This window comes from Bacillota bacterium (assembly GCA_030019365.1).
In the GTDB taxonomy this organism is placed as follows: Bacteria; Bacillota; Sulfobacillia; order JACIYH01; family JACIYH01; genus JACIYH01.
The window spans coordinates 72,248-90,701 of the sequence record JASEFA010000007.1 but is presented as its reverse complement, the minus strand read 5'-3'; the positions used below and the strand labels follow the sequence as shown (position 1 = coordinate 90,701).

Annotated in this window: 16 protein-coding genes and 1 pseudogene; 2 read left to right on the top strand and 15 right to left on the bottom strand. The window is 68.6% G+C overall.

Annotated elements, in window-relative coordinates; translation table 11 throughout:
- From meaB to QME70_10495, 11 genes are all read right to left on the bottom strand, one after another.
- Complete coding sequence (meaB, locus tag QME70_10545; GenBank protein MDI6895014.1) at positions 1-936, bottom strand: methylmalonyl Co-A mutase-associated GTPase MeaB; 936 nt, start codon at positions 934-936, stop codon at positions 1-3.
- Entirely contained in the window at positions 927-1,334 is a 408-nt protein-coding gene (locus tag QME70_10540; protein MDI6895013.1) for a cobalamin B12-binding domain-containing protein, read from the bottom strand. The genes meaB and QME70_10540 overlap by 10 nt, the downstream gene beginning before the upstream one ends.
- Positions 1,335-1,448: 114 nt before the next feature.
- The gene (locus QME70_10535; GenBank protein MDI6895012.1) at positions 1,449-3,053 is read right to left on the bottom strand and encodes a methylmalonyl-CoA mutase family protein; all 1,605 of its coding nucleotides are present in this window, start codon (positions 3,051-3,053) and stop codon (positions 1,449-1,451) included.
- 50 nt (positions 3,054-3,103) lie between these two features.
- A complete protein-coding gene (locus QME70_10530) occupies positions 3,104-3,739 on the bottom strand; it encodes a redox-sensing transcriptional repressor Rex (GenBank protein MDI6895011.1) in 636 nt (211 codons plus the stop codon).
- A 47-nt stretch (positions 3,740-3,786) separates the two neighbouring features.
- Positions 3,787-4,593 carry a ubiquinone/menaquinone biosynthesis methyltransferase gene (locus QME70_10525; GenBank protein MDI6895010.1) on the bottom strand — a complete coding sequence of 269 codons (807 nt, stop codon included), beginning with the start codon at positions 4,591-4,593 and terminating at the stop codon, positions 3,787-3,789.
- Entirely contained in the window at positions 4,578-5,399 is an 822-nt protein-coding gene (locus tag QME70_10520) for an ABC transporter permease (GenBank protein ID MDI6895009.1), read from the bottom strand. The genes QME70_10525 and QME70_10520 overlap by 16 nt, the downstream gene beginning before the upstream one ends.
- Positions 5,392-6,141, bottom strand: a complete 750-nt coding sequence (locus QME70_10515; protein ID MDI6895008.1) for an ABC transporter ATP-binding protein — start codon at positions 6,139-6,141, stop codon at positions 5,392-5,394. Before QME70_10515 ends, QME70_10520 begins: the two co-directional genes overlap by 8 nt.
- Positions 6,138-7,148 (bottom strand): MetQ/NlpA family ABC transporter substrate-binding protein, encoded by a 1,011-nt coding sequence (locus QME70_10510; GenBank protein ID MDI6895007.1) that lies wholly within the window; start codon positions 7,146-7,148, stop codon positions 6,138-6,140. Before QME70_10510 ends, QME70_10515 begins: the two co-directional genes overlap by 4 nt.
- 96 nt (positions 7,149-7,244) lie before the next feature.
- The gene (locus QME70_10505) at positions 7,245-8,120 is read right to left on the bottom strand and encodes a UbiA-like polyprenyltransferase (GenBank protein MDI6895006.1); all 876 of its coding nucleotides are present in this window, start codon (positions 8,118-8,120) and stop codon (positions 7,245-7,247) included.
- Between the two features lie 75 nt (positions 8,121-8,195).
- Positions 8,196-9,638, bottom strand: a complete 1,443-nt coding sequence (locus tag QME70_10500) for a menaquinone biosynthesis decarboxylase (GenBank protein ID MDI6895005.1) — start codon at positions 9,636-9,638, stop codon at positions 8,196-8,198.
- A 3-nt stretch (positions 9,639-9,641) separates the two neighbouring features.
- Entirely contained in the window at positions 9,642-10,256 is a 615-nt protein-coding gene (locus QME70_10495) for a TetR/AcrR family transcriptional regulator (protein ID MDI6895004.1), read from the bottom strand.
- Between the two features lie 391 nt (positions 10,257-10,647).
- On the opposite strand from QME70_10495, the gene QME70_10490 reads away from it, so the two are divergent.
- Positions 10,648-12,450 (top strand): CapA family protein, encoded by a 1,803-nt coding sequence (locus QME70_10490; GenBank protein ID MDI6895003.1) that lies wholly within the window; start codon positions 10,648-10,650, stop codon positions 12,448-12,450.
- Between the two features lie 5 nt (positions 12,451-12,455).
- Positions 12,456-13,253, top strand: a pseudogene (locus QME70_10485) (DMT family transporter).
- Between the two features lie 10 nt (positions 13,254-13,263).
- Here the strand turns inward: QME70_10485 and lonB are convergent.
- From lonB to QME70_10465, 4 genes are read right to left on the bottom strand one after another with little or no spacing between them, the layout of a single operon-like run.
- Entirely contained in the window at positions 13,264-14,931 is a 1,668-nt protein-coding gene (gene lonB / locus QME70_10480; protein MDI6895002.1) for an ATP-dependent protease LonB, read from the bottom strand.
- A 57-nt stretch (positions 14,932-14,988) separates the two neighbouring features.
- Entirely contained in the window at positions 14,989-16,254 is a 1,266-nt protein-coding gene (clpX, locus tag QME70_10475; GenBank protein MDI6895001.1) for an ATP-dependent Clp protease ATP-binding subunit ClpX, read from the bottom strand.
- Positions 16,255-16,266: 12 nt separating this feature from the next.
- Positions 16,267-16,875 carry an ATP-dependent Clp protease proteolytic subunit gene (locus tag QME70_10470; GenBank protein MDI6895000.1) on the bottom strand — a complete coding sequence of 203 codons (609 nt, stop codon included), beginning with the start codon at positions 16,873-16,875 and terminating at the stop codon, positions 16,267-16,269.
- Positions 16,817-18,166, bottom strand: a complete 1,350-nt coding sequence (locus tag QME70_10465) for a trigger factor (protein ID MDI6894999.1) — start codon at positions 18,164-18,166, stop codon at positions 16,817-16,819. The genes QME70_10470 and QME70_10465 overlap by 59 nt, the downstream gene beginning before the upstream one ends.
- Positions 18,167-18,454 lie beyond the last annotated feature (288 nt).

Below are 18,454 nucleotides of genomic sequence, written 5' to 3'. Positions count from 1 at the left end.
TCAGCGGGACAGGCCATCGGCCAGCATGGCGGCGGCGGTGTAAGGGTCAATCCGCCGGCCCGCCACGTCCTCCCACAGTCCGGGCAGCAGCCCCCGCTCGACACCGCGCCGCCAGGCCTCGTCCAGCAGGCGGGCGGTGAGAATACCCCTCACCTCGGCTTCCGCCCTGGTCCTGAGCTTCTCCTGCCAGAGCCCGCTCTGCCGCGCGAAGTCGCGGTGACTGACCAGAGCCTGCCACAGGTCCGCCACCCCTCTCCCTTCGTGGGCCACCGTCAGCACCACCGGTGGACGCCATGCCCGGGCACCGGCCAGGTCAAGCATCACTTCCAGCTCCCGGGCCAGACGGTCGGCCCCCTCCTGATCAGCCTTGTTCACCGCGAAGGCGTCGCCGATCTCCATGATGCCGGCCTTGAACACCTGCACCTCGTCCCCCATCCCGGGCGTTACCAGCACCAGGGTGGTGTGGGCGTAACGCATGATGTCCACCTCGGCCTGCCCGGCTCCCACCGTCTCTACGAAGATCACGTCGAACCCGGCCGCGTCCAGGAGGCAAACCACGTCTCCCGTAGCCCGCGACAGGCCGCCCAGGGAACCCCGGGTGGCCAGGCTGCGGATGAACACCCCCTCATCCAGGGCGTGTTCCTGCATGCGCAGCCGGTCCCCCAGCAGGGCGCCGCCGGTGAAGGGGCTGGTGGGGTCGACCGCCACCACTCCCACGGTGAGCCCGTGGTGGCGGCAGTGGCCGGTGAGCACCCCCACCAGGGTGCTCTTTCCCGCCCCCGGAGCGCCGGTAACGCCCACGACAAAGGCTTTCCCGGTGTGCGGGAACGCCTCTTTGATCAGTTGCCTACCTTCTCCCCCTCCGTCCTCGACCATCGAAATGGCCCGCGCCAGCACCCGGCGGTTACCGCGCCTGATCTCGTCTATCAGCGACATTCCTGCCCCCGCAGCCTCTCGGCAACGAACCGGGCGATCCCCTCCGTGGGAGTCCCCGGCCCGAACACGGCCGCCACCCCCTGCTCCTGCAGGAAGGGGACGTCCTCCTCCGGGATTATACCACCCACCAGCACCAGGACGTCCTCCCGGCCCTTCCCCCGCAGGAGCTCTACCACCCGGGGGACCAGGGTATTGTGGGCGCCCGAAAGGATGCTCAGGCCCACCACGTCTACGTCCTCCTGGACCGCGCTCTCGGCGATCTGCTCCGGAGTCTGGTGCAGACCGGTGTAGATCACCTCCATACCGGCATCGCGCAGAGCGCGCGCCACCACCTTCGCCCCCCGGTCGTGGCTGTCCAGCCCGGGTTTGGCGATGAGAACGCGCACCGGCCTCCTCACCTTCTCACCTCCGCTCCCATTGCCCGCCGGTCCCCCTCACGGCACAACGACCCGTCGGCCCCCGCCGCCCCTTACCCGTGCCGGCCCGCCGGCCCCCGCCGGGTCGCTGTCGCCTCAGTACATGGCCGGCTCCCGGTAGGTACCGAAAACCCGGCGCAGGGTATCCATGATTTCGCCCAGAGTACAGTACGCCCGCACGCACTCCAGAATGGGGTACATCAGGTTGCCGCTTCCGCGCGCTCCGTCTTCCAGGCGCCCCAGGCACTGGCGCACCGCCCCCTGATCCCGCTCTGCCCTGACGCGCTGCAACCGGCCGACCTGGCGCCGCTCCACTTCGGGATCCACCCGCAGGATGGGGATGCCTACCTTCTCGTCCAGCACGTACCTGTTGACCCCCACCACCACCTGCTCTCCCGACTCCAGCGCCTTCTGGTAACGGTAGGCGCTGTCGGCTATTTCCCGCTGGGGGAACCCCAGCTCAATGGCCCTGATCATGCCGCCCAGGTCCTCGATCTTGCGGAAGTACTCCTCCGCCTGCTCCTCCATCTGGTCGGTGAGGGCCTCCACGAAGTACGACCCCGCCAGGGGGTCGATGGTGTTGGCCACGCCCGACTCTTCTGCCAGGATCTGCTGGGTGCGCAGGGCGATGCGGACCGCCTTCTCGCTGGGAAGGGCCAGGGCCTCGTCCATGGAGTTGGTGTGCAGGGACTGGGTCCCACCCAGCACGGCCGCCAGGGCCTGCACGGCAGTACGGATGATGTTGCACTCGGGTTGTTGGGCGGTGAGGGAGCAACCCGCCGTCTGGGTGTGGAAACGCATCAGCCACGAGCGGGGATTGCGGGCACCGAACCGTTCCCGCATGTGCCGGGCCCAGATGCGGCGGGCGGCCCGGTACTTGGCCACCTCTTCAAAGAGGTCGTTGTGGGCATTGAAGAAAAACGAGAGCCGGGGGGCGAACTCGTCCACGTCCAGACTCCGCTCCCTGCCGGCCTGCACGTATGCCATGCCGTCCGCCAGCGTGAAGGCCAGTTCCTGCGCGGCCGTGGCGCCCGCTTCCCTGATGTGGTAACCGGAGATGGAGATGGTATTCCAGCGCGGGACGTGGCGGGCACCGAACTCGAAGGTGTCCACTATGAGGCGCATGGAGGGCCGGGGCGGGAAGACGAAGGTCTTCTGGGCGATATATTCCTTGAGGATGTCGTTCTGAATCGTCCCCGACACCTGATCCCAGGTGACGCCCTGCTTCTCCGCCACCACCAGGTACATGGCCCACAGGATGGCGGCGGGGGCGTTGATGGTCATGGAGGTGGACACCCGATCCAGACGGATGCCGGCAAAGAGCCTCTCCATGTCGTCCAGGGTGTCGATGGCGACCCCCAGCTTACCCACCTCGCCGGCTGCGCGGGGATGGTCGGAGTCGTACCCGAGCAGGGTGGGGAAGTCGAAGGCCGTGGAAAGGCCGGTCTCCCCGTGCTCCAGGAGGTACTTGAAGCGGGCGTTGGTGTCCTCGGCGGCGCCAAAACCGGAAAACTGGCGCATGGTCCAGAGGCGCCCCCGGTACATGCTGGGATAGACGCCGCGCACGAAAGGGTACTGGCCGGGATCGCCCAGGTCCCGCTCATAGTCCAGGCCGGCAATGTCATCCGGGCGGTAGACGGCCTTGATGGTCTGACCGGAGACGGTCGTGAACGCACCCTTTCGCTCTGTAACCTCGTGCAACGTTACTCCCCCCGTGACGTTGCCCTGCATGGGCATTTCCCGTATGGGTGCTACAGGTAGAATGCCAGTTGCTCCAGCTCCAGGCTCACGTCGGATTGCTGCAGGTGCACCTGGGGCGGGACCTGCAGCTTGCACGGAGCGAAGTTGAGGATGGCCCGCACTCCGCCTGCCACGCAGAGGTCGGCCACCGCCTGAGCGGCGGAGGCGGGCACGGCCACCATCATGATCTTCAGCTTCAACTCCCGGGCAAGGGTGGGAATGGCCGAGGACGGCGAAATCTCCACGCTCTCGACGCGACCACCGACCTTGGCGGGATCGCTGTCGAAGAGAGCCACCAGACGAAAGGGATAGCTCTGGTCGGCCGCCAGGCGCCTGAGGGTGTAACGGGCCAGGGCCGTGCCCAGCTCACCCACCCCCACGATGCCTACGTTCAGGGGACGGCTGATGTTCAGGATGCGCCGCAGCTCTTCGCGCAGGAAGCGGGCCTGGTAACCCACTCCCTGCTTGCCAAACTCGCCGAAAAGAGCCAGATCCTTGCGCACCTGGGCCGCAGAAACCCCCGCCCGGTCCCCCAGTTCCTGCGACGAAATGAAGCGGTCGGGATCGCCGGGCCCGAGTTCCTCCAGCACCCGCAAGTACATGGCCAGCCTGCGCACCACCACATCGGGGACCCGCCTTCTCCGCACCGGCAGCCCCCCTCCCCGGCCGGATTCGGCCCTCCGTCCAGACTATTCTACGCACACCGGCCCCTTCCCTGTCTGACTGCAGGCACGGTGCCCCAGTGGAGTGCCGCCACCCCCGGTGGCAGCACGCGGTAGTGCACGTCGCTCAAACCGGCGCCGCGGAATGCGGTGGCGAGTTCCTCCAGGCCGGGAAGGTAGGCGAGAGATCGTGGCAGGTAGGTGTAAGGTCGCAGGGGACTTCTGTCCAGTCGCTGGCCGAACCCGGCCAGGATGCCCAGCAACGGCACCACGGTGTAGAAATACGGGTAGAACCAGGCCCTCACCAGTAGCGAGGAGGGCCGGCATACCTCCAGGGCCACCACCCGTCCTCCGGGATGCACCACCCGGGCCATCTCCCCCAGGCAACGGCCGATATCGCTCACGTTACGCAGGGCGAACCCGATGGCCGCACAATCAAATGACCTGTCGGGAAAGGGAATCTGCAGCGCATCCCCGGTCACGAAATCGATGCGCGTCTCCCACGCCGCCTGCCAGCGAGATGCCTTGCGGCGGGCGATATCCAGCATGCGGGGTGAGAAGTCCAGGCCGGTCACCTCACCCCCCGGCGCCACCTGCCCCGCCATGATGAGGGCCAGGTCGCCGGTGCCGCAGCAGACGTCCAGCGCCTTCCGCCCTGGGCTCAGGCCGGTGACCTCTGCTAACGACCGCTGCCAGCGCCCGAAGAATCCCGCCGTCATCACCCGGTTCATGAGGTCGTACCGGGGGGCAATGGTGTCAAAGAGGCTGCGCACGAGGGCTTCCTTCTCCCCGCCCGGCCGGGGCAGGCCGAGTCTCTCCTTGGTCATGCGAAGCGCCACGGGCAGGTCACCCGCTCCAGCAGGTCCAGAATGAGATACAGGCCCATCCCCAGGGCCGCCATGGCCAGCACACCTGCAAACACGTCCTCCCACCCCAGCCTGGTCCAGGCCAGCATGATGAAGTAACCGATCCCGCTCTGGGAAGCCCAGGTTTCCGCCAGGAAAAGCACGGCGATGGCGGTACCCAGACCCACCCGCAGGGAGGTGAAGACGGCGGGCAGCACCGCCGGCCACACCACGTGCCGGTACACGGCCAGCGGTGATGCCCCCAGGGACCGCATGGAGTGCAGGAACTGGGGGGAAATGGACCGGGAGGCATCCCGGGTCCCCACCAGCACCTGAAAGAAGACCACCAGCCAGACCATGAAGATCCGGGCGGCGTCCCCCAGGCCCAAGACGGCCATTACCACCGGCAGGAAGACGCTCTTGGGGACCGGATACGTCAGGTAGATGGCAGGTCCCGCCACGCGGTCGGCCGCGCGGACCTGGCCGAGCGCCAGCCCCAGGGGTACCGCCGTGGCGGCGGCCAGCACAAGGCTCGCCACCACCCGCCCGGCGGATACAGCCGTGTGGTACGACAGGCCCTCGCCCCAGGTGCGGGCCAGAGCATGCAGTGCCGCCATGGGCCCTGGCAGGGCCGGCAGGGCCAGCCCGGCGCTGAAGACCCACCAGCCGCCCAGCAGGAAGACCAGCACGACCAGATATGTCAGCGCGGTCGCCCGCACCCGCGCCGGCACACCCGGCGGCACCTGCGCAGGGAGCCGCGCTCGCAATCGCAGCCGCACGCCTTCACCTGGCTCAGGCACTCTGGGCCACCACCCCCGGCCGGCACATCTCGCGCAGCCTGGTGCACAGGGAGAGGAACTGAGGCGATGCCCGGTACCCCGCCCCGAGCGCTCCGGGGTTGCCCACCTGGTGGGTGATCCGCCCGGGCGCCATCACCAGCACCTCCTGCCCCACAAACGCGGCTTCCGAGATATCGTGCGTGACCAGCACGGCGGTGATTCCTCCTGCCCGGAACAGCTCCGCCACCAGTTCCTGCATGCTCTCCCGCGTCAGGGCATCCAGCGAAGAGAAGGGCTCGTCCATGAGCAGGAGATCGGGCTCCAGGGCCAGGGCACGGGCGATGGCCACCCGCTGGCGCTGCCCCCCGCTCAGCTGAGCAGGGAAGCGGTCCCTCAGCTCCCACAGGCCCAGATCGCGCAGCAATCCTTCCACCCGGTGGCGGCCCGCCGGCAGCCGCCCACGGATCTCCAGCCCCAGAGCCGCATTGGCCCGAACCGTCTTCCAGGGGAAGAGACCGTAGTCCTGCAGGATGAGGGCGGTGTGCTCACGGGGGCCGCGCACGGGCTGGCCGTCCACCCGCACTTCGCCGGAGCGGGGAGGCAGGAGGCCCGCCAGCACGTGCAGCAGCGTGGTCTTACCGCATCCGGACGGTCCGATGATGGCGCAGGTCCTGCCCCGGGGCACGGTAAAGGAAACCCCGCTCAAGGCCCTCACCGGGGGCCGCCCCGGGTATTCGACGCACAGCTCACGGACTTCGATCACCTGACCACCTCGGAGGCGAAGCGCGGGTCGACCAGGTCCTCATACCGCAGGGGCTGCTGAAGCAGGCCCTTCTCCCCCAGCCAGTTGAGGGCGTCCTCCACCTGGGCCTGGCTGGGCCGTATCAGGCCCGGGAAGTGCAGGCTGCGGTACCAGTCCAGCACCTCTTTGGGCACGCCCGCCTTCTCAGTGAGCAAATCGCTGAACGCCATGGGGCTCGCGTTGATATCGGCCACTGCTCGGGCGTAGGCCCGCATCACCTTCTGCACCTGCTCAGACTTCTGCTCCAGCACAGCGCTGCGGAAAAGAACCACTGCCTGCGAGATGTTGTCGGCAGTGTCATCGAGCACGAGGTGAGCCCCCCGCTTCTGGGCAAGGGCGGCAAAGGGATCGGGCAGAGCAGCAGCCGCCACCTTGCCGGCCATGAGCAGCTCGAAGCGCACGGGAATCTTGGCCACCGCCACGGTCTTGATTTCGTCGGTCCGGAATCCCCGCTTCTCCAGGAGCCTGCTGACGGTGAACTCGATCAGGGAGTTGGGGGATAGGGCGATCTCCTTACCCCGCAGGTCGTCCACGGTGAGGGCGGTACCGGGCGGGCTGAGGATGGCGATGCGCCCCTCAGATCCGCTGGCCCCCAGGGTGAGACTGACCACCCCCACCCGCGTTCCCCCGGCATGGAGCAGAGCCACCGCCACCAGGTCGGCCACCGCTCCGTCGATCTCCCCCGCGGTGAGGGCGGCGTCGCGCTCGGCGGCACTGGCGAAGGTCTTCAGGTTTACGGCCACGCCCTCCTCCTGGAAGTAACCCTGGCGTTCGGCCACCCAGAAGGGAAGGGTGTCCTCGATGGGAATGAGCCCCATGGTAAGGGCCGCAGCAGATGACTTCCGGGCGCATCCGGCCAGGGATGCGCTCAACCCTCCCACCACCAGCCCCGTTGCCACCAGGCCCCATATGGCCACCAGCGTCACCAGGCAGGCCCTGGTCACCACAACCCTGGTCGCTTTCCTCACTTCTGGAACCTCCTTACCTTCGCGATCCCGGTGCTCGGGTCGCGGCCGCTGGCTTCCAGCCTTCCGCCGCGGCAGAGGATCGCGGCGCGGCTAGCCTCACCCCACCACGGCGGACAGGGCCGTGGCGATGAAGAAGACCACGCTGATGATGCCGTTCAGGTCGAAAAACGCCCGGTTGAGGCGCGACAGGTCGGTGGTGGATAGGATGCTGTGCTCGTACACCAGCAGCCCTGCCATGGCACCGAGACCCACCCCGTACCACATTCCCGCCCCCAGTGACCGCATCACCACAAGCAGGCATACCCAGGCCACCGCGTGCACAGCGAGAGACCACCCCAGCGCCGCCCTGATGCCAAAGCGCACCGGTATGGAGCGCACGACGTGGGCGCGGTCGAAATCCACGTCCGCCAGCGCGTAAAGGATGTCGAAGCCGGCCACCCATAACCCGGCCCCGGCCCCCAGCAGAAACGCAGCAGGGTGAGCCCGTCCCGTGACCGCGATCCATCCCCCGAAGGGCGCTGCAAACTCGGCCAGGCCCAGCACGAAGTGGCAACCCCAGGTGAAGCGCTTGGTGTAAGGGTACACCACCAGCACCACCAGGGCGATGGGGAAGAGCTTCAGGCAAAGGGGGTTCAGCATCGCCGCCGCCAGGGCCAGCACAGCCAGGGACGCCAATACCAGGGCCACCACTTCCCCCGGCTTCACCATCCCGCGAGGCAGGTGCCAGTGGGACGTGCGCGGGTTGAGGGCATCCAGGGCACGATCCAGCAGCCTGTTCAGGCCCATGGCGGCGGTGCGGGCACCCACCATGGCCACCGTCACCCAGAAGAAGTCGTGGAGGCTGGGCCATCCCTCCGCCGCCAGGAAGGTGGCAGCATACGCAAAGGGGAGGGCGAACACGGTGTGTTCCCAGCGCACCAGCTCGGCCAGCCGGACCAGCTTGCCCAAGACCCGCCTGCCTGCGGCAATCACCGCTGATCCCTCCCCGCGGGCCACGTTCCCAGCTAGTCGCCCCCCGCCTCCGGCCGGGGGCTCATGCAGCACCGATCACCGCAACCCAAATCCGTATTCCTCCCAGCGCCGGTCAACCAGGGCACAGACCTGCGGGCTCATCTCGGCCCGCTCCGGCCAGGTGCGCACTGGCCCCTCGCCCGGCCACTTGCGGGTGGCGTCGACACCCATCTTGGTGCCGTAACCGGGATAGGGCGCCGCATGATCGAGGGCGTCAAGGGGCCCAGACAGCACGGTCGCGTCCCGCCCCGGGTCCACGCTGGTACCTACCACCCAGGTCACCTGGCGGTAATCGTGTACGTCCACGTCATCGTCCACCACCACCAGCACCTTGGTGAGGGCCAGCAACCCCAGCCCCCACAGGGCCGACATCACCTGACGGGCGTGCCCCGGGTACCGCTTCCTGATGGAGACAATGGCGAAATTGTGGAACACGCCCTCCACCGGCAGGTCCAGGTCCACCAGGTCGGGGATCAGGAGGCGCAGCAGGGGCAGGAAGATGCGCTCGGTGGCCTTGCCCAGCCAGGCGTCTTCCATGGGGGGCGGACCCACCACGGTGGCCGGGTATACCGGGTGGCGACGGCGCGTGAGGGCCGTGAGGTGAAACACCGGGTAAGGCTCCGGGGGCGAGTAGTACCCGGTATGGTCGCCGAAGGGCCCCTCCACCCTCTCTTCCCCCACCTCCACGTATCCCTCCAACACGAACTCCGCCTCCGCCGGCACCTCCAGGTCCACGCTCACCCCTTTGACCAGCTCGACCGGAGCCTGGCGCAGGAATCCCGCGAACAGGTACTCGTCCAGCCCTGCCGGCAGCGGCGCGGTGGCGGCGTAGATGGTGGCGGGGTCGCCGCCCACAGCCACCGCCACGGGGAGCCTCTCTCCCCGCACGAGGGCGCGGGCGTGACGGGCCCCGTCCTTGTGCACGTGCCAGTGCATGCCGCAGGTGCGCTCGTCGTACACCTGCATGCGGTACATGCCCACGTTGGTCCTGCCGCTCAACGGGTCGCGGGTGATAACCAGGGGCAGGGTGAGGAACCGGCCGGCATCGCCGGGCCAGCACTGCAACACGGGCAGCCCGGCCAGGGAAGGGCACTCCTCCACCATCTCCTGGCAGGGAGCCCGGCTCACCCGCCGCGGGAAGAATGACGCCACCTGCGCCAGCCGGGGAAGAGCCCGCATCCTGTCTCCCCAGCCCTCCAGTCGGGGCAGGTCCAGCCAGGAAGCCACCCGCTGCCCGATGGCATCCGGGTCGTCACCCAGGGCCAGCTTCACCCGCGCGGGCGTGCCGAAGAGGTTCATCGCCACCGGATAAGGCGACCCTTTCGCCCGCTCGAACAGGACGGCCGGACCCCGGCCGCGCACCAGGCGGACGGCCACCTCTGCCATCTCCAGTACCGGATCGACCTCCACCTTCACCCGGTGGAGCTCGCCCCTCTTCTCCAGGTCCGCCAGATACTCTCCCAGGTTCCGGTACGCCACCGCCTACGTCACCTCGCTCCTCTTCCGCGCGCCGGGTCCCGCCCCGATGCCCCGCAGGTTGTAGGCGACCAGGCCGGGCAGCACCTCTTCCAGATCGGCCACATCCCCCCGCACCCAGGCCAGCAGTATTTCGGCAAAAGACCCCACCCAGCCCCAGGCCGCCACCCACGCGTCCAGGGGCGGAACCAGCCCGCCAGCGCAGGCTTCCTCGAGATCCTGGGCCACGTAAGCGGCGAACAGCCGGTGGAGCTGGGCCAGCTTCTCCTCGCAGGAGGGCAGGGCACCGGGCGCCTGCAGGAGCGCCACCCGCGCCAGGTCCCGGTGGGCGGAAAAGGCCCGCACCGCCCCTTCCAGAGATGCGGCCAGCTTGGCCACCACGTCCGGCTTCCCCTGCCGGGCCCGCACGATGCCCTCCAGCACCGCTCTGGTCCCGCGATCGATGAGGGCGAGGAAAAGCTCCTCCTTGCTGGGGAAATACAGGTATACCGTCCCGGTGGCGACCCCGGCCTCCTGGGCCACGTCTTTGACCGTCGTGGCGGCATAGCCCCGGGCGGCAAAGACGCGCTCCGCCGCGTCCAGGATCATCGTTTCCTTCTCCAGCCGCTTCTCCGCTTCCATCCACTGCCCTCCGCACGGCCCGCTACCGCTCCGCGAACGCCGTGGATCCCTGTCGCTCGTCGCAGCGCCCCTCGGGTGCCCGCCGTTCCCCGCGGGGCACATAGACGAATCGCCACTCGGCGGCTGCGCAGGCACCCACGCGGCCAGCACACTGAATGACCGTTCATTCACTCCCCAGACTAGCACGCCAACACGCACCAGTCAAGAGGATTCCATGAAACTCAACAATACTCGCAGTTACCTGCTCGCTGTTGAGAGGCCGGGCGAACAGCTCTCCCGGCCATTTGCGCCGGGGATTCCCACCCCGGGACCGGGAATGCGCCACCGGAGGAATGCGGGCGCAGCCCGTCGAAGACCCAGGGGCGGCGGTGCGCGAGAGGGGAGACGGCTGGTGCAGCACCACTTCAAGCGGCGCGGCGGCACGCGGCAGACAGTGACGAACCTGGCCCGGATGGCGGCGGCGCTGGTGGTGGTGGCAGTAAGCCTGGCCCTGGCGGCCCCCGCCGCAGGCGCTCAGGGCCCGGCCACCTCCGGCACGACAGCAGGGGGCACGACGGCAGGGGGCACGACGGCAGGGGGCACGACGGCAGGGGGCACGACGGCGGAGGGCACGACGACGGGGGGCGCGCCCGCGGAGGTCCAGCTGGCTTTCGTGGGGGACATCATGCTGGCCCTGCGGGTGGCAGGGCTCATCGGGCAAAAGGGTACGGACTACCCCTGGCAGCACGTGGCCCCGGTGCTGCAGAAAGCCGACCTGGCCGTGGGCAACCTGGAGTGCGCGGTGGGCACCACCGGGCAACCCGAGAAGGGCAAGGAGTATACCTTCCGGGCGCCTCCCCTGGCCGCCGATGGGCTGGCCCGGGCCGGGATCGACGTCGTCGGGCTGGGAAACAACCATGCCCTCGACTACGGTCGGGAGTGCTTCCTGGAGACGCTGGACAACCTGAAGCGGGTCAAGGTGGCCTACGTGGGCGGCGGACGCAATCTGGAAGAAGCCGCTCGGCCCTACATAGCCGACCTGAAGGGCATCAAGGTGGGCATCCTCGGGGTCTGCCTGCACCTGCCCAAAGGCTGGGGCGCAACCGAGAAGGTATCGGGTCTGTTCTCGGGGTTTGACACGAACCGGCTCTACAAAGCAATCCGTGATCTCGGCTCCCGGGTCGATTGGACCGTCGTGTTCGTCCACTGGGGCAACGAGCGGGCCGACCACCCGGAGAAGTGGCACCAGACCCTCGCCCAGCGCATGCTGGAGGCGGGCGCCGACCTCGTCATCGGCCACCACCCCCACGTCTGGCAGGGCATCGATCGGCGCGACCGGTCCCTCATCGCCTACAGCCTGGGCAACTTCATCTTTACCATCCGTCCCGAGTTCCCCCAGCAGCAGCAGACCGGCATCCTGCTGGTGACCCTCACGCGCGATCGCATCCGGGAGGTGCGGGTCATCCCCTGCCACATCCCGCGGGCCGGGGAGACCGTCCTGGCACAGGGCGAACTCGCCGCCCGCATCCTGAACCGCATCGACCGGGTATCGGCCCCCTTTGACACTTACATGACGGCGGACGGCCGCGTGGAGCGGGCCGCCTTCGCGGACGTGCGCGACCACTGGGCGAGGGAAGACATCGGCGCGCTGGCCGCCCGGGGTATCATCACAGGCGATGACACCGGCCGGTACCGGCCCGAAGACCCCACCACGCTGGCGGGGCTGACCACCCTGCTCGTGCGCACCCTCGGGCTGCCCGACGCACCCGCGGTCGCGTTGCCCGCCGACCTGAAGGACCACTGGGCGGCCCCCCACCTGCGGGCGGCGCTGGCGGCCGGCCTCATCTCACAAGGAGAGACGGTCCCGCCTGCGGTCAACGCCCCCGTACCGCGCTGGAAGACGGCACACATGCTGGCTGCAGCCATGGCAGCAGGCGGGCGACCGCTGCCTCCCGTCGATTCGCTCCCCGGGTACCCCGACCTGGGCTCGACCCCCCGCCCGGCCCTGGACGCCATCGCGCGCGTGACTGCCGCGGGCCTCATGCAGGGGTACCCGGATGGCCGGTTCGGACCCGCCGACTCGCTCACCCGCGGGCAAACAGCCTGCATCCTCCTCCGCCTGCTGCGGCGCCTGGAGCAGCCGCAGGGCACCGCAGGCGCCGGGCCGGGGCAGGGCACCGCCACTGGCGGGTCCGGGCAGGGGGGCCCGCCCTGAGCGGGATGGTACCCAGAGTGCGGCCGTGGCAGGCAGACCTGGCCCTGCTGGGGGTAGCGGCGGTGTGGGGTGCCACCTTCGTCACCGTGAAGCGGGCCACCCTCACCCTGCCCGTCCTGCCCTTCCTGGCCGTGCGCTTCGCACTGGCGGGAGCGGTGCTGGCCCTGGCCTTCCCGTCCGCCTGGCGCCAGTTCCGTGCCCCCCTCATCGCCCGGGGCGTGGGCATCGGTGCCTTCCTGTTTCTGGGATACCTGCTGCAGACCTGGGGGCTGCAGTACACGACCGCAGGGCGGGCCGGCTTTATCACCGGGCTGTCGGTGGTGCTGGTACCCCTCGGTCAGGGCGCCCTGTGGCGACGCCCGCCGGGCAGGCAGGCGGTGGCGGGCGTGGCGCTGGCCACCGCGGGACTGGCCGCCATGGGCTGGGAGGCGGGTGAGCTGGGGCGGGGAGACGTGCTGGTGCTGGGGTGCGCCCTGGCCTTTGCCGCCCACATCCTCTCCGTGGCGGCCTGGGCGGGGGACGCCCACCCCGTGCCCATCACCGCCGTCCAGGTGCTCACGGTGGCGCTCGCCAGCGCCCTGGCCGCGCTCCTGCCAGGGGCGTGTCCGTCGGGCTGGTCCTGGCACCTGCTCGGGCCCTCCGTGCTCCGGGTATGGGATGCCCTGCTCCTCACCGGGCTTTTCGCCACCGCCGTGGCCTTCCTGGTGCAAAATGCGGTGCAGCGGTTCACCGAGCCCACCCACACCGCCCTTATATTCTCCGCCGAACCCGTGTTCGCTACCGTTTTCGCCTGGCTCTTGGGCGGGGAAACCCTCACCCCGCGGGGATTGCTCGGGGGAGCACTGGTGGTGCTGGGGATGCTGGCTGCTCAGCTTCCAGCAGGGCCAGGGAAAGGGCCTCGGCCAGGTGCTCGATCCCCCGTACCTCCAGGCCATCTCCGGCCAGGCCTTCGTGACGGTTGTCAGCGGGGATCAGGACCACCGTGAACCCGGCCCGCCGGGCGGCCGCCACCTTGGGCACAATACCCCCCACCGATTTCACCTCGCCCCGGATGGACACCTCACCTGTGAGGGCGACCGTGGGCCGCACCGGCTTCCCCAGCAGGGCAGAGGCGACGGCCACCCCCAGGGCCGCTCCCCCGGAAGGACCGTCCACCGGGATGCCCCCTGGCCAGCTGACGTGTAGGTCGTAGTCGCGCAGGTCGGTCTCCAGGATCTCGGTGAGCGCGCTCAACACCGTCTCCACCGCGCCCAGGGCCTGACCCTTGCGCCGCAGGCGACGACCGGGTACGCCCACCTCCTCTTCCTCCACCGCTCCCGTCACCCGCACCTGCCCCCCTCGTCCGCCCACATGACGGCAGGAGGCCTCCACCTCCATCACCACCCCCACGTTGGGGCCTGCCACCCCCAGGCCATAGGCTACCCCCACCCGGGCCGCCGCGGCGGGGCGAACCTCCAGCCGTGGAGAGTACTGGCCCGTCGTGACAACCCACTCCAGGTCGGCGCGGGTTATGCGTCGCCTCCCCTCCCCCTGGGCCACCCCGATGGCCGTCTGCACCATGCTCACGGCATCGCGACCGTTCCCGGCGTACCTGCCCACCACCTCCAGGGCGTCGTCGTCCAGGGCGAAGCCCACCCGGGCGGCAGCGTTGGCTGCGATGCGCCACACCTCCTTGGCTTCAAGGGGACGGAAGAACACCTCCATGCAGCGGGATCTGATGGCGGGCGAGATTTCCTCGGGTGACCTGGTGGTGGCCCCCACCAGGCGGAAGTCAGCGGGAAGGCCATTTTCGAAGATGTCCCGGATGTGACGGGGGATGTTGGGGTCTTCAGGGGAATAGTAGGCGCTCTCGAAGTGGACGCGCCGATCCTCCAGCACCTTGAGTAGCCGGTTGAGTTGCACGGGGTGCAGTTCCCCGATCTCGTCCAGGAAGAGGATGCCCCCGTGGGCGCGGGTCACCGCCCCCGGCTTGGGCTGCGGGATGCCGGCGATGCCCAGGGGACCTGCCCCCTGGTAGATGGGGTCGTGCACCGACCCGATCAGGGGGTCGGCGATGCCCCGCTCGTCGAAGCGGGAGGCGGTGGCGTCCACCTCGACGAAGCGGGCCCCCGGCCCGAAGGGGGACGAGGGGTTTCGCTTGGCCTCCTCCAGCACCAGCCGGGCGGCCGCCGTCTTCCCCACACCGGGCGGCCCGTAGACGATGACGTGCTGGGGGTTGGGGCCGCACAGGGCGGCGCGCAGGGCGCGCAGCCCGTCCTCCTGTCCCACCACCTCGGCGAACGATGCCGGACGCGTCAGCTCCGTCAATGGGGGCGACAGGGCCACCGCGCGCATCTTCTCGAGCTTCTCCATTTCGTGGCGGGACTCCCGGTTGACGGCCACCCGGCCGCCGTGCTGCGTGCGCAGCAGGGACAGGAAGTAGAGCCCGATCACCACCAGGAAAAAGAGTTGCACCCAGGAAAGGAGCAGAGAAAGCTCCACCGGGGGTCACCCCCCGGTAGTCTTCCTCCTGCCCCCAGCATCCATCCCGGGGCGGGGTCAGGCGGTCTCTTCGCGCCGGCGCATCTTACGGTCGGCGGTCACCAGGATGGGCGGTTCGCGCCTGAGCACGGCTTCCTTGGTGAGCACGCACTTGACCACGTCACCGCGGGAGGGCACGTCGAACATGATGTCGAGCATGACCTCTTCCAGGATGGCACGCAGGCCGCGGGCACCCGTGTTGCGCTTCATAGCCTCCAGGGCCACCGCGCGCACGCTCTCCTCGGTGAACTCCAGCTCCACCCCATCCAGCTCGAACATGCGCTTGTACTGGCGAACGAGAGCGTTCTTGGGCTCCAGCAGGATGCGCACCAGGTCGTCCTCGGTGAGAGCGTCCAGGGTGACGATGACGGGCACCCGGCCCACGAACTCGGGGATCATCCCGAACTTGAGCAGATCTTGGGGCATGATGTGGGCCAGGACCTCGCCCACGTTCCTCTCCTTGCGGGACCTCACCTCGGCGGCAAATCCCATCGATCGCTGGGCAATCCGCCGCTCGACGATCTTGTCGATCCCCTCGAAGGCCCCACCGCAGATGAAGAGGATGTCCGTGGTGTCGATCTGGATGAACTCCTGGTGGGGATGCTTGCGACCTCCCTGGGGGGGCACGCTTGCCACCGTCCCCTCCAGGATCTTGAGCAGGGCCTGCTGCACGCCCTCGCCCGACACGTCCCGCGTGATGGACGGGTTTTCGGCCTTGCGGGCGATCTTGTCGATCTCGTCGATGTAGACGATGCCCTTTTCCGCCCGTTCGATGTCGTAGTCGGCGGCCTGGATGAGGCGGAGCAGGATGTTCTCCACGTCCTCGCCCACGTAGCCGGCCTCGGTCAGCGAGGTGGCGTCGGCAATGGCGAAGGGCACGTTCAGGATCTTGGCGAGAGTCTGGGCCAGCAGGGTCTTGCCGCACCCGGTGGGGCCGAGCATGACGATGTTGGACTTCTGCAGCTCCACGTCGTCCTTCTTGTTGCTCACCCGGATGCGCTTGTAGTGGTTGTACACCGCCACCGAGAGGATCTTCTTGGCCCTCTCCTGCCCGATGACGTACTGGTCGAGGATGGCCTTGATCTGGGGCGGCTTGGGGATGTCCTTTAGCTCCACCTCCGCCTCTTCGTTCAGCTCATCCTCGATGATCTCGTTGCACAGCTCGATACACTCGTCGCAGATATAGACGCCCGGGCCGGCCACCAGCCTCTTGACCTGGTCCTGCAGCTTACCACAGAAAGAGCACTTGAGTTGTCCGCCCCGTTCGTCGGGGTACTTGAGCACGGATGGCACCCCCTACTTTGCCGCAGCCTTTGCCTTCTTTGGTGCCAGGACCTCGTCGATGAGGCCGTACTCCTTCGCCTCTTCGGGCGACATGTAGAAATCCCGGTCCGCATCCCTCTTTATGCGCTCCATGGGTTGTCCGGTGTGGCGGGCCAGGATTTCCTCCAGCCGCTGCCGGATGGCCACCACTTCCCGCACGTTGATCTCCAGGTCCGCCGCCGGACCGCTCAGGCCCTGCATGCTGGGCTGGTGGATCATGACCCGCGCGTTGGGAAGGCCGAACCTCTTACCCCTGGTGCCGCCGGTCAGGAGTACGGCCGCGATGCTGGCCGCCAGGCCCACGCACACGGTGGACACATCCGGCTTGATGTGCTGCATGGTGTCGTATATGGCCAGGCCCGCCGACACCGCTCCGCCCGGGCTGTTGATGTACAGGTTGACGTCCTTGTCGGGGTCTTCCAGCTCCAGGAAGAGGAGCTGGGCGATGACCAGATTGGCCATGTGGTCGTCCACCGGGCCCCCGATGAAGATTATGCGATCCTTAAGCAGGCGGGAGTAAATGTCATAGGCCCTCTCCCCCCTGCCCGTCTGTTCCACCACCATCGGTACCAGATACCCCATGGCACTCCCCCCTCGTCGCCCTGTCCACCAGAGTCGCCAGGGCTTTCCCCCTGGCCATGCTCAACTCCAGATCCCGCCACACACCCATTTCTTCGAGCCGGCCCCGCGCTTGCGCCAGGGTTTCCCCTGGCCGGACGACCTTGCGCAAGAGGGGTTCCATCTCTTGCTCGGTGGGGAGCAGGCCTTCCCGCCGCGCGATGGTCTCCAGGATGACGCTCAGCCGCGCGGAACGCTCGGCCATCGGGCGCAACTGCACTCTGAGGTCCGCCTCCGTCTCGGCGGGGAGGCTCCCTCCCGCAGCGTGGCGGTACCTGCCCAGCAGTCCTTCCAGTTCCTCTTCTACCAGCGGCTCCGGCACGTCGACCCGACACCGCCTGAGAAGTTCATCGGTAATTTGGGCCTCCCGCTCCTGCCTTATGCGGGCGAGCCTGGACCCTCGCAGGCTATTCTCGATCTGCTCCCGCATCTCCTGCAGGGACGAAAACCCACCCGCCTGCCGGGCAAACTCGTCGTCGAGCTCCGGAAACTCCGGACGCCTGATCTCGCGCAATGTCATGCGGTAGCCGCCCGCCCCCCTCGTTTCGCCGGGGGCCGCACCGACCAACCCTTCGAGCGCAGAGGGAGGAGGGCCACTTGCCCCGGCCAGCCCCTGAGGAGGACCGCCTTCGCGGGCGGCTCCCTCGCCCCCCCCGCTGGCAGCCGGGGCAACCCACGGCGCCCCGGGGACATCCGCCTCACGGCTGTTCCCGGAGGCGACCACGCTGTCGTCCTGCCGCAGCTCCCAGTCAACCACAACCCGGTCCCCGGGACGAACCCGGTCATCCTCAACCGCCACCAGGGTGGCATGCTGATACCTTATCCGGTCAATCTCCCGATCCACTTCGGCCGCGTCCACCTCTGCCTGAATGGGCTCCAGGTGGATGTCGTCCAGATCCCCGATTTCCGGCTCCGGGCGCACCAGCACCCGCGCCTCCACCAGCAGGGGCTGACCCTGCCGGTACTCCTTCAGGCTGACTTCGGGACGCCCCACGGGATCCAGACCGGCCTGGGCCACCGCCTGCCGGTAAACTGCAGACGCCACATCCTCCAGGGCCTGCCGCTCAATGTAACCTTTCCCCAGATGCCGATCCAGGATGGCCAGGGGTGCCTTCCCGGGACGGAACCCGGGCACGCTGACCTTCCTGACCAGCCTCCGATAGGTGGCCTGAACGGCCGCGTCCACCCGTTCCGGCTCCACTTCGATCTCCAGCAGCACATGCCCGTCTTCCTGGGACGATGCGGAAACCTTCAACTCGCATCCCTCACTTTGCCCGGCCCTCCGGCGGAGTGGAGGCGCGCAGCATGCACCCCGTGCACCACGCGCACCGTGCACCACGCTTGCTCTCGTTTCCGCTGGTGCAACGGGCCCGTCCCCCGGCGACCCAACCGGGATTATACGCGAACGCGTCCCTCTCAGGCAACCACGCGCCGCACCACCGCGGGCAACCGCCCGGCCGGCCGGGCATGGGTGGTGCTCCCGCAGTCTCTTCCCCAACTGCCACTATATGATCTCCCCTGCCCTGCGGCGTCAGCCCGCGGT

What these genes read in the sequence shown, in the direction of transcription:
- meaB (MDI6895014.1), bottom strand. Translation starts at nt 936, where the DNA reads ATGTCGCTGATAGACGAGATCAGGCGCGGTAACCGCCGGGTGCTGGCG.
- QME70_10495 (MDI6895004.1), bottom strand. Translation starts at nt 10,256, where the DNA reads ATGGAAGCGGAGAAGCGGCTGGAGAAGGAAACGATGATCCTGGACGCG.
- QME70_10470 (MDI6895000.1), bottom strand. Translation starts at nt 16,875, where the DNA reads ATGGGGTATCTGGTACCGATGGTGGTGGAACAGACGGGCAGGGGGGAG.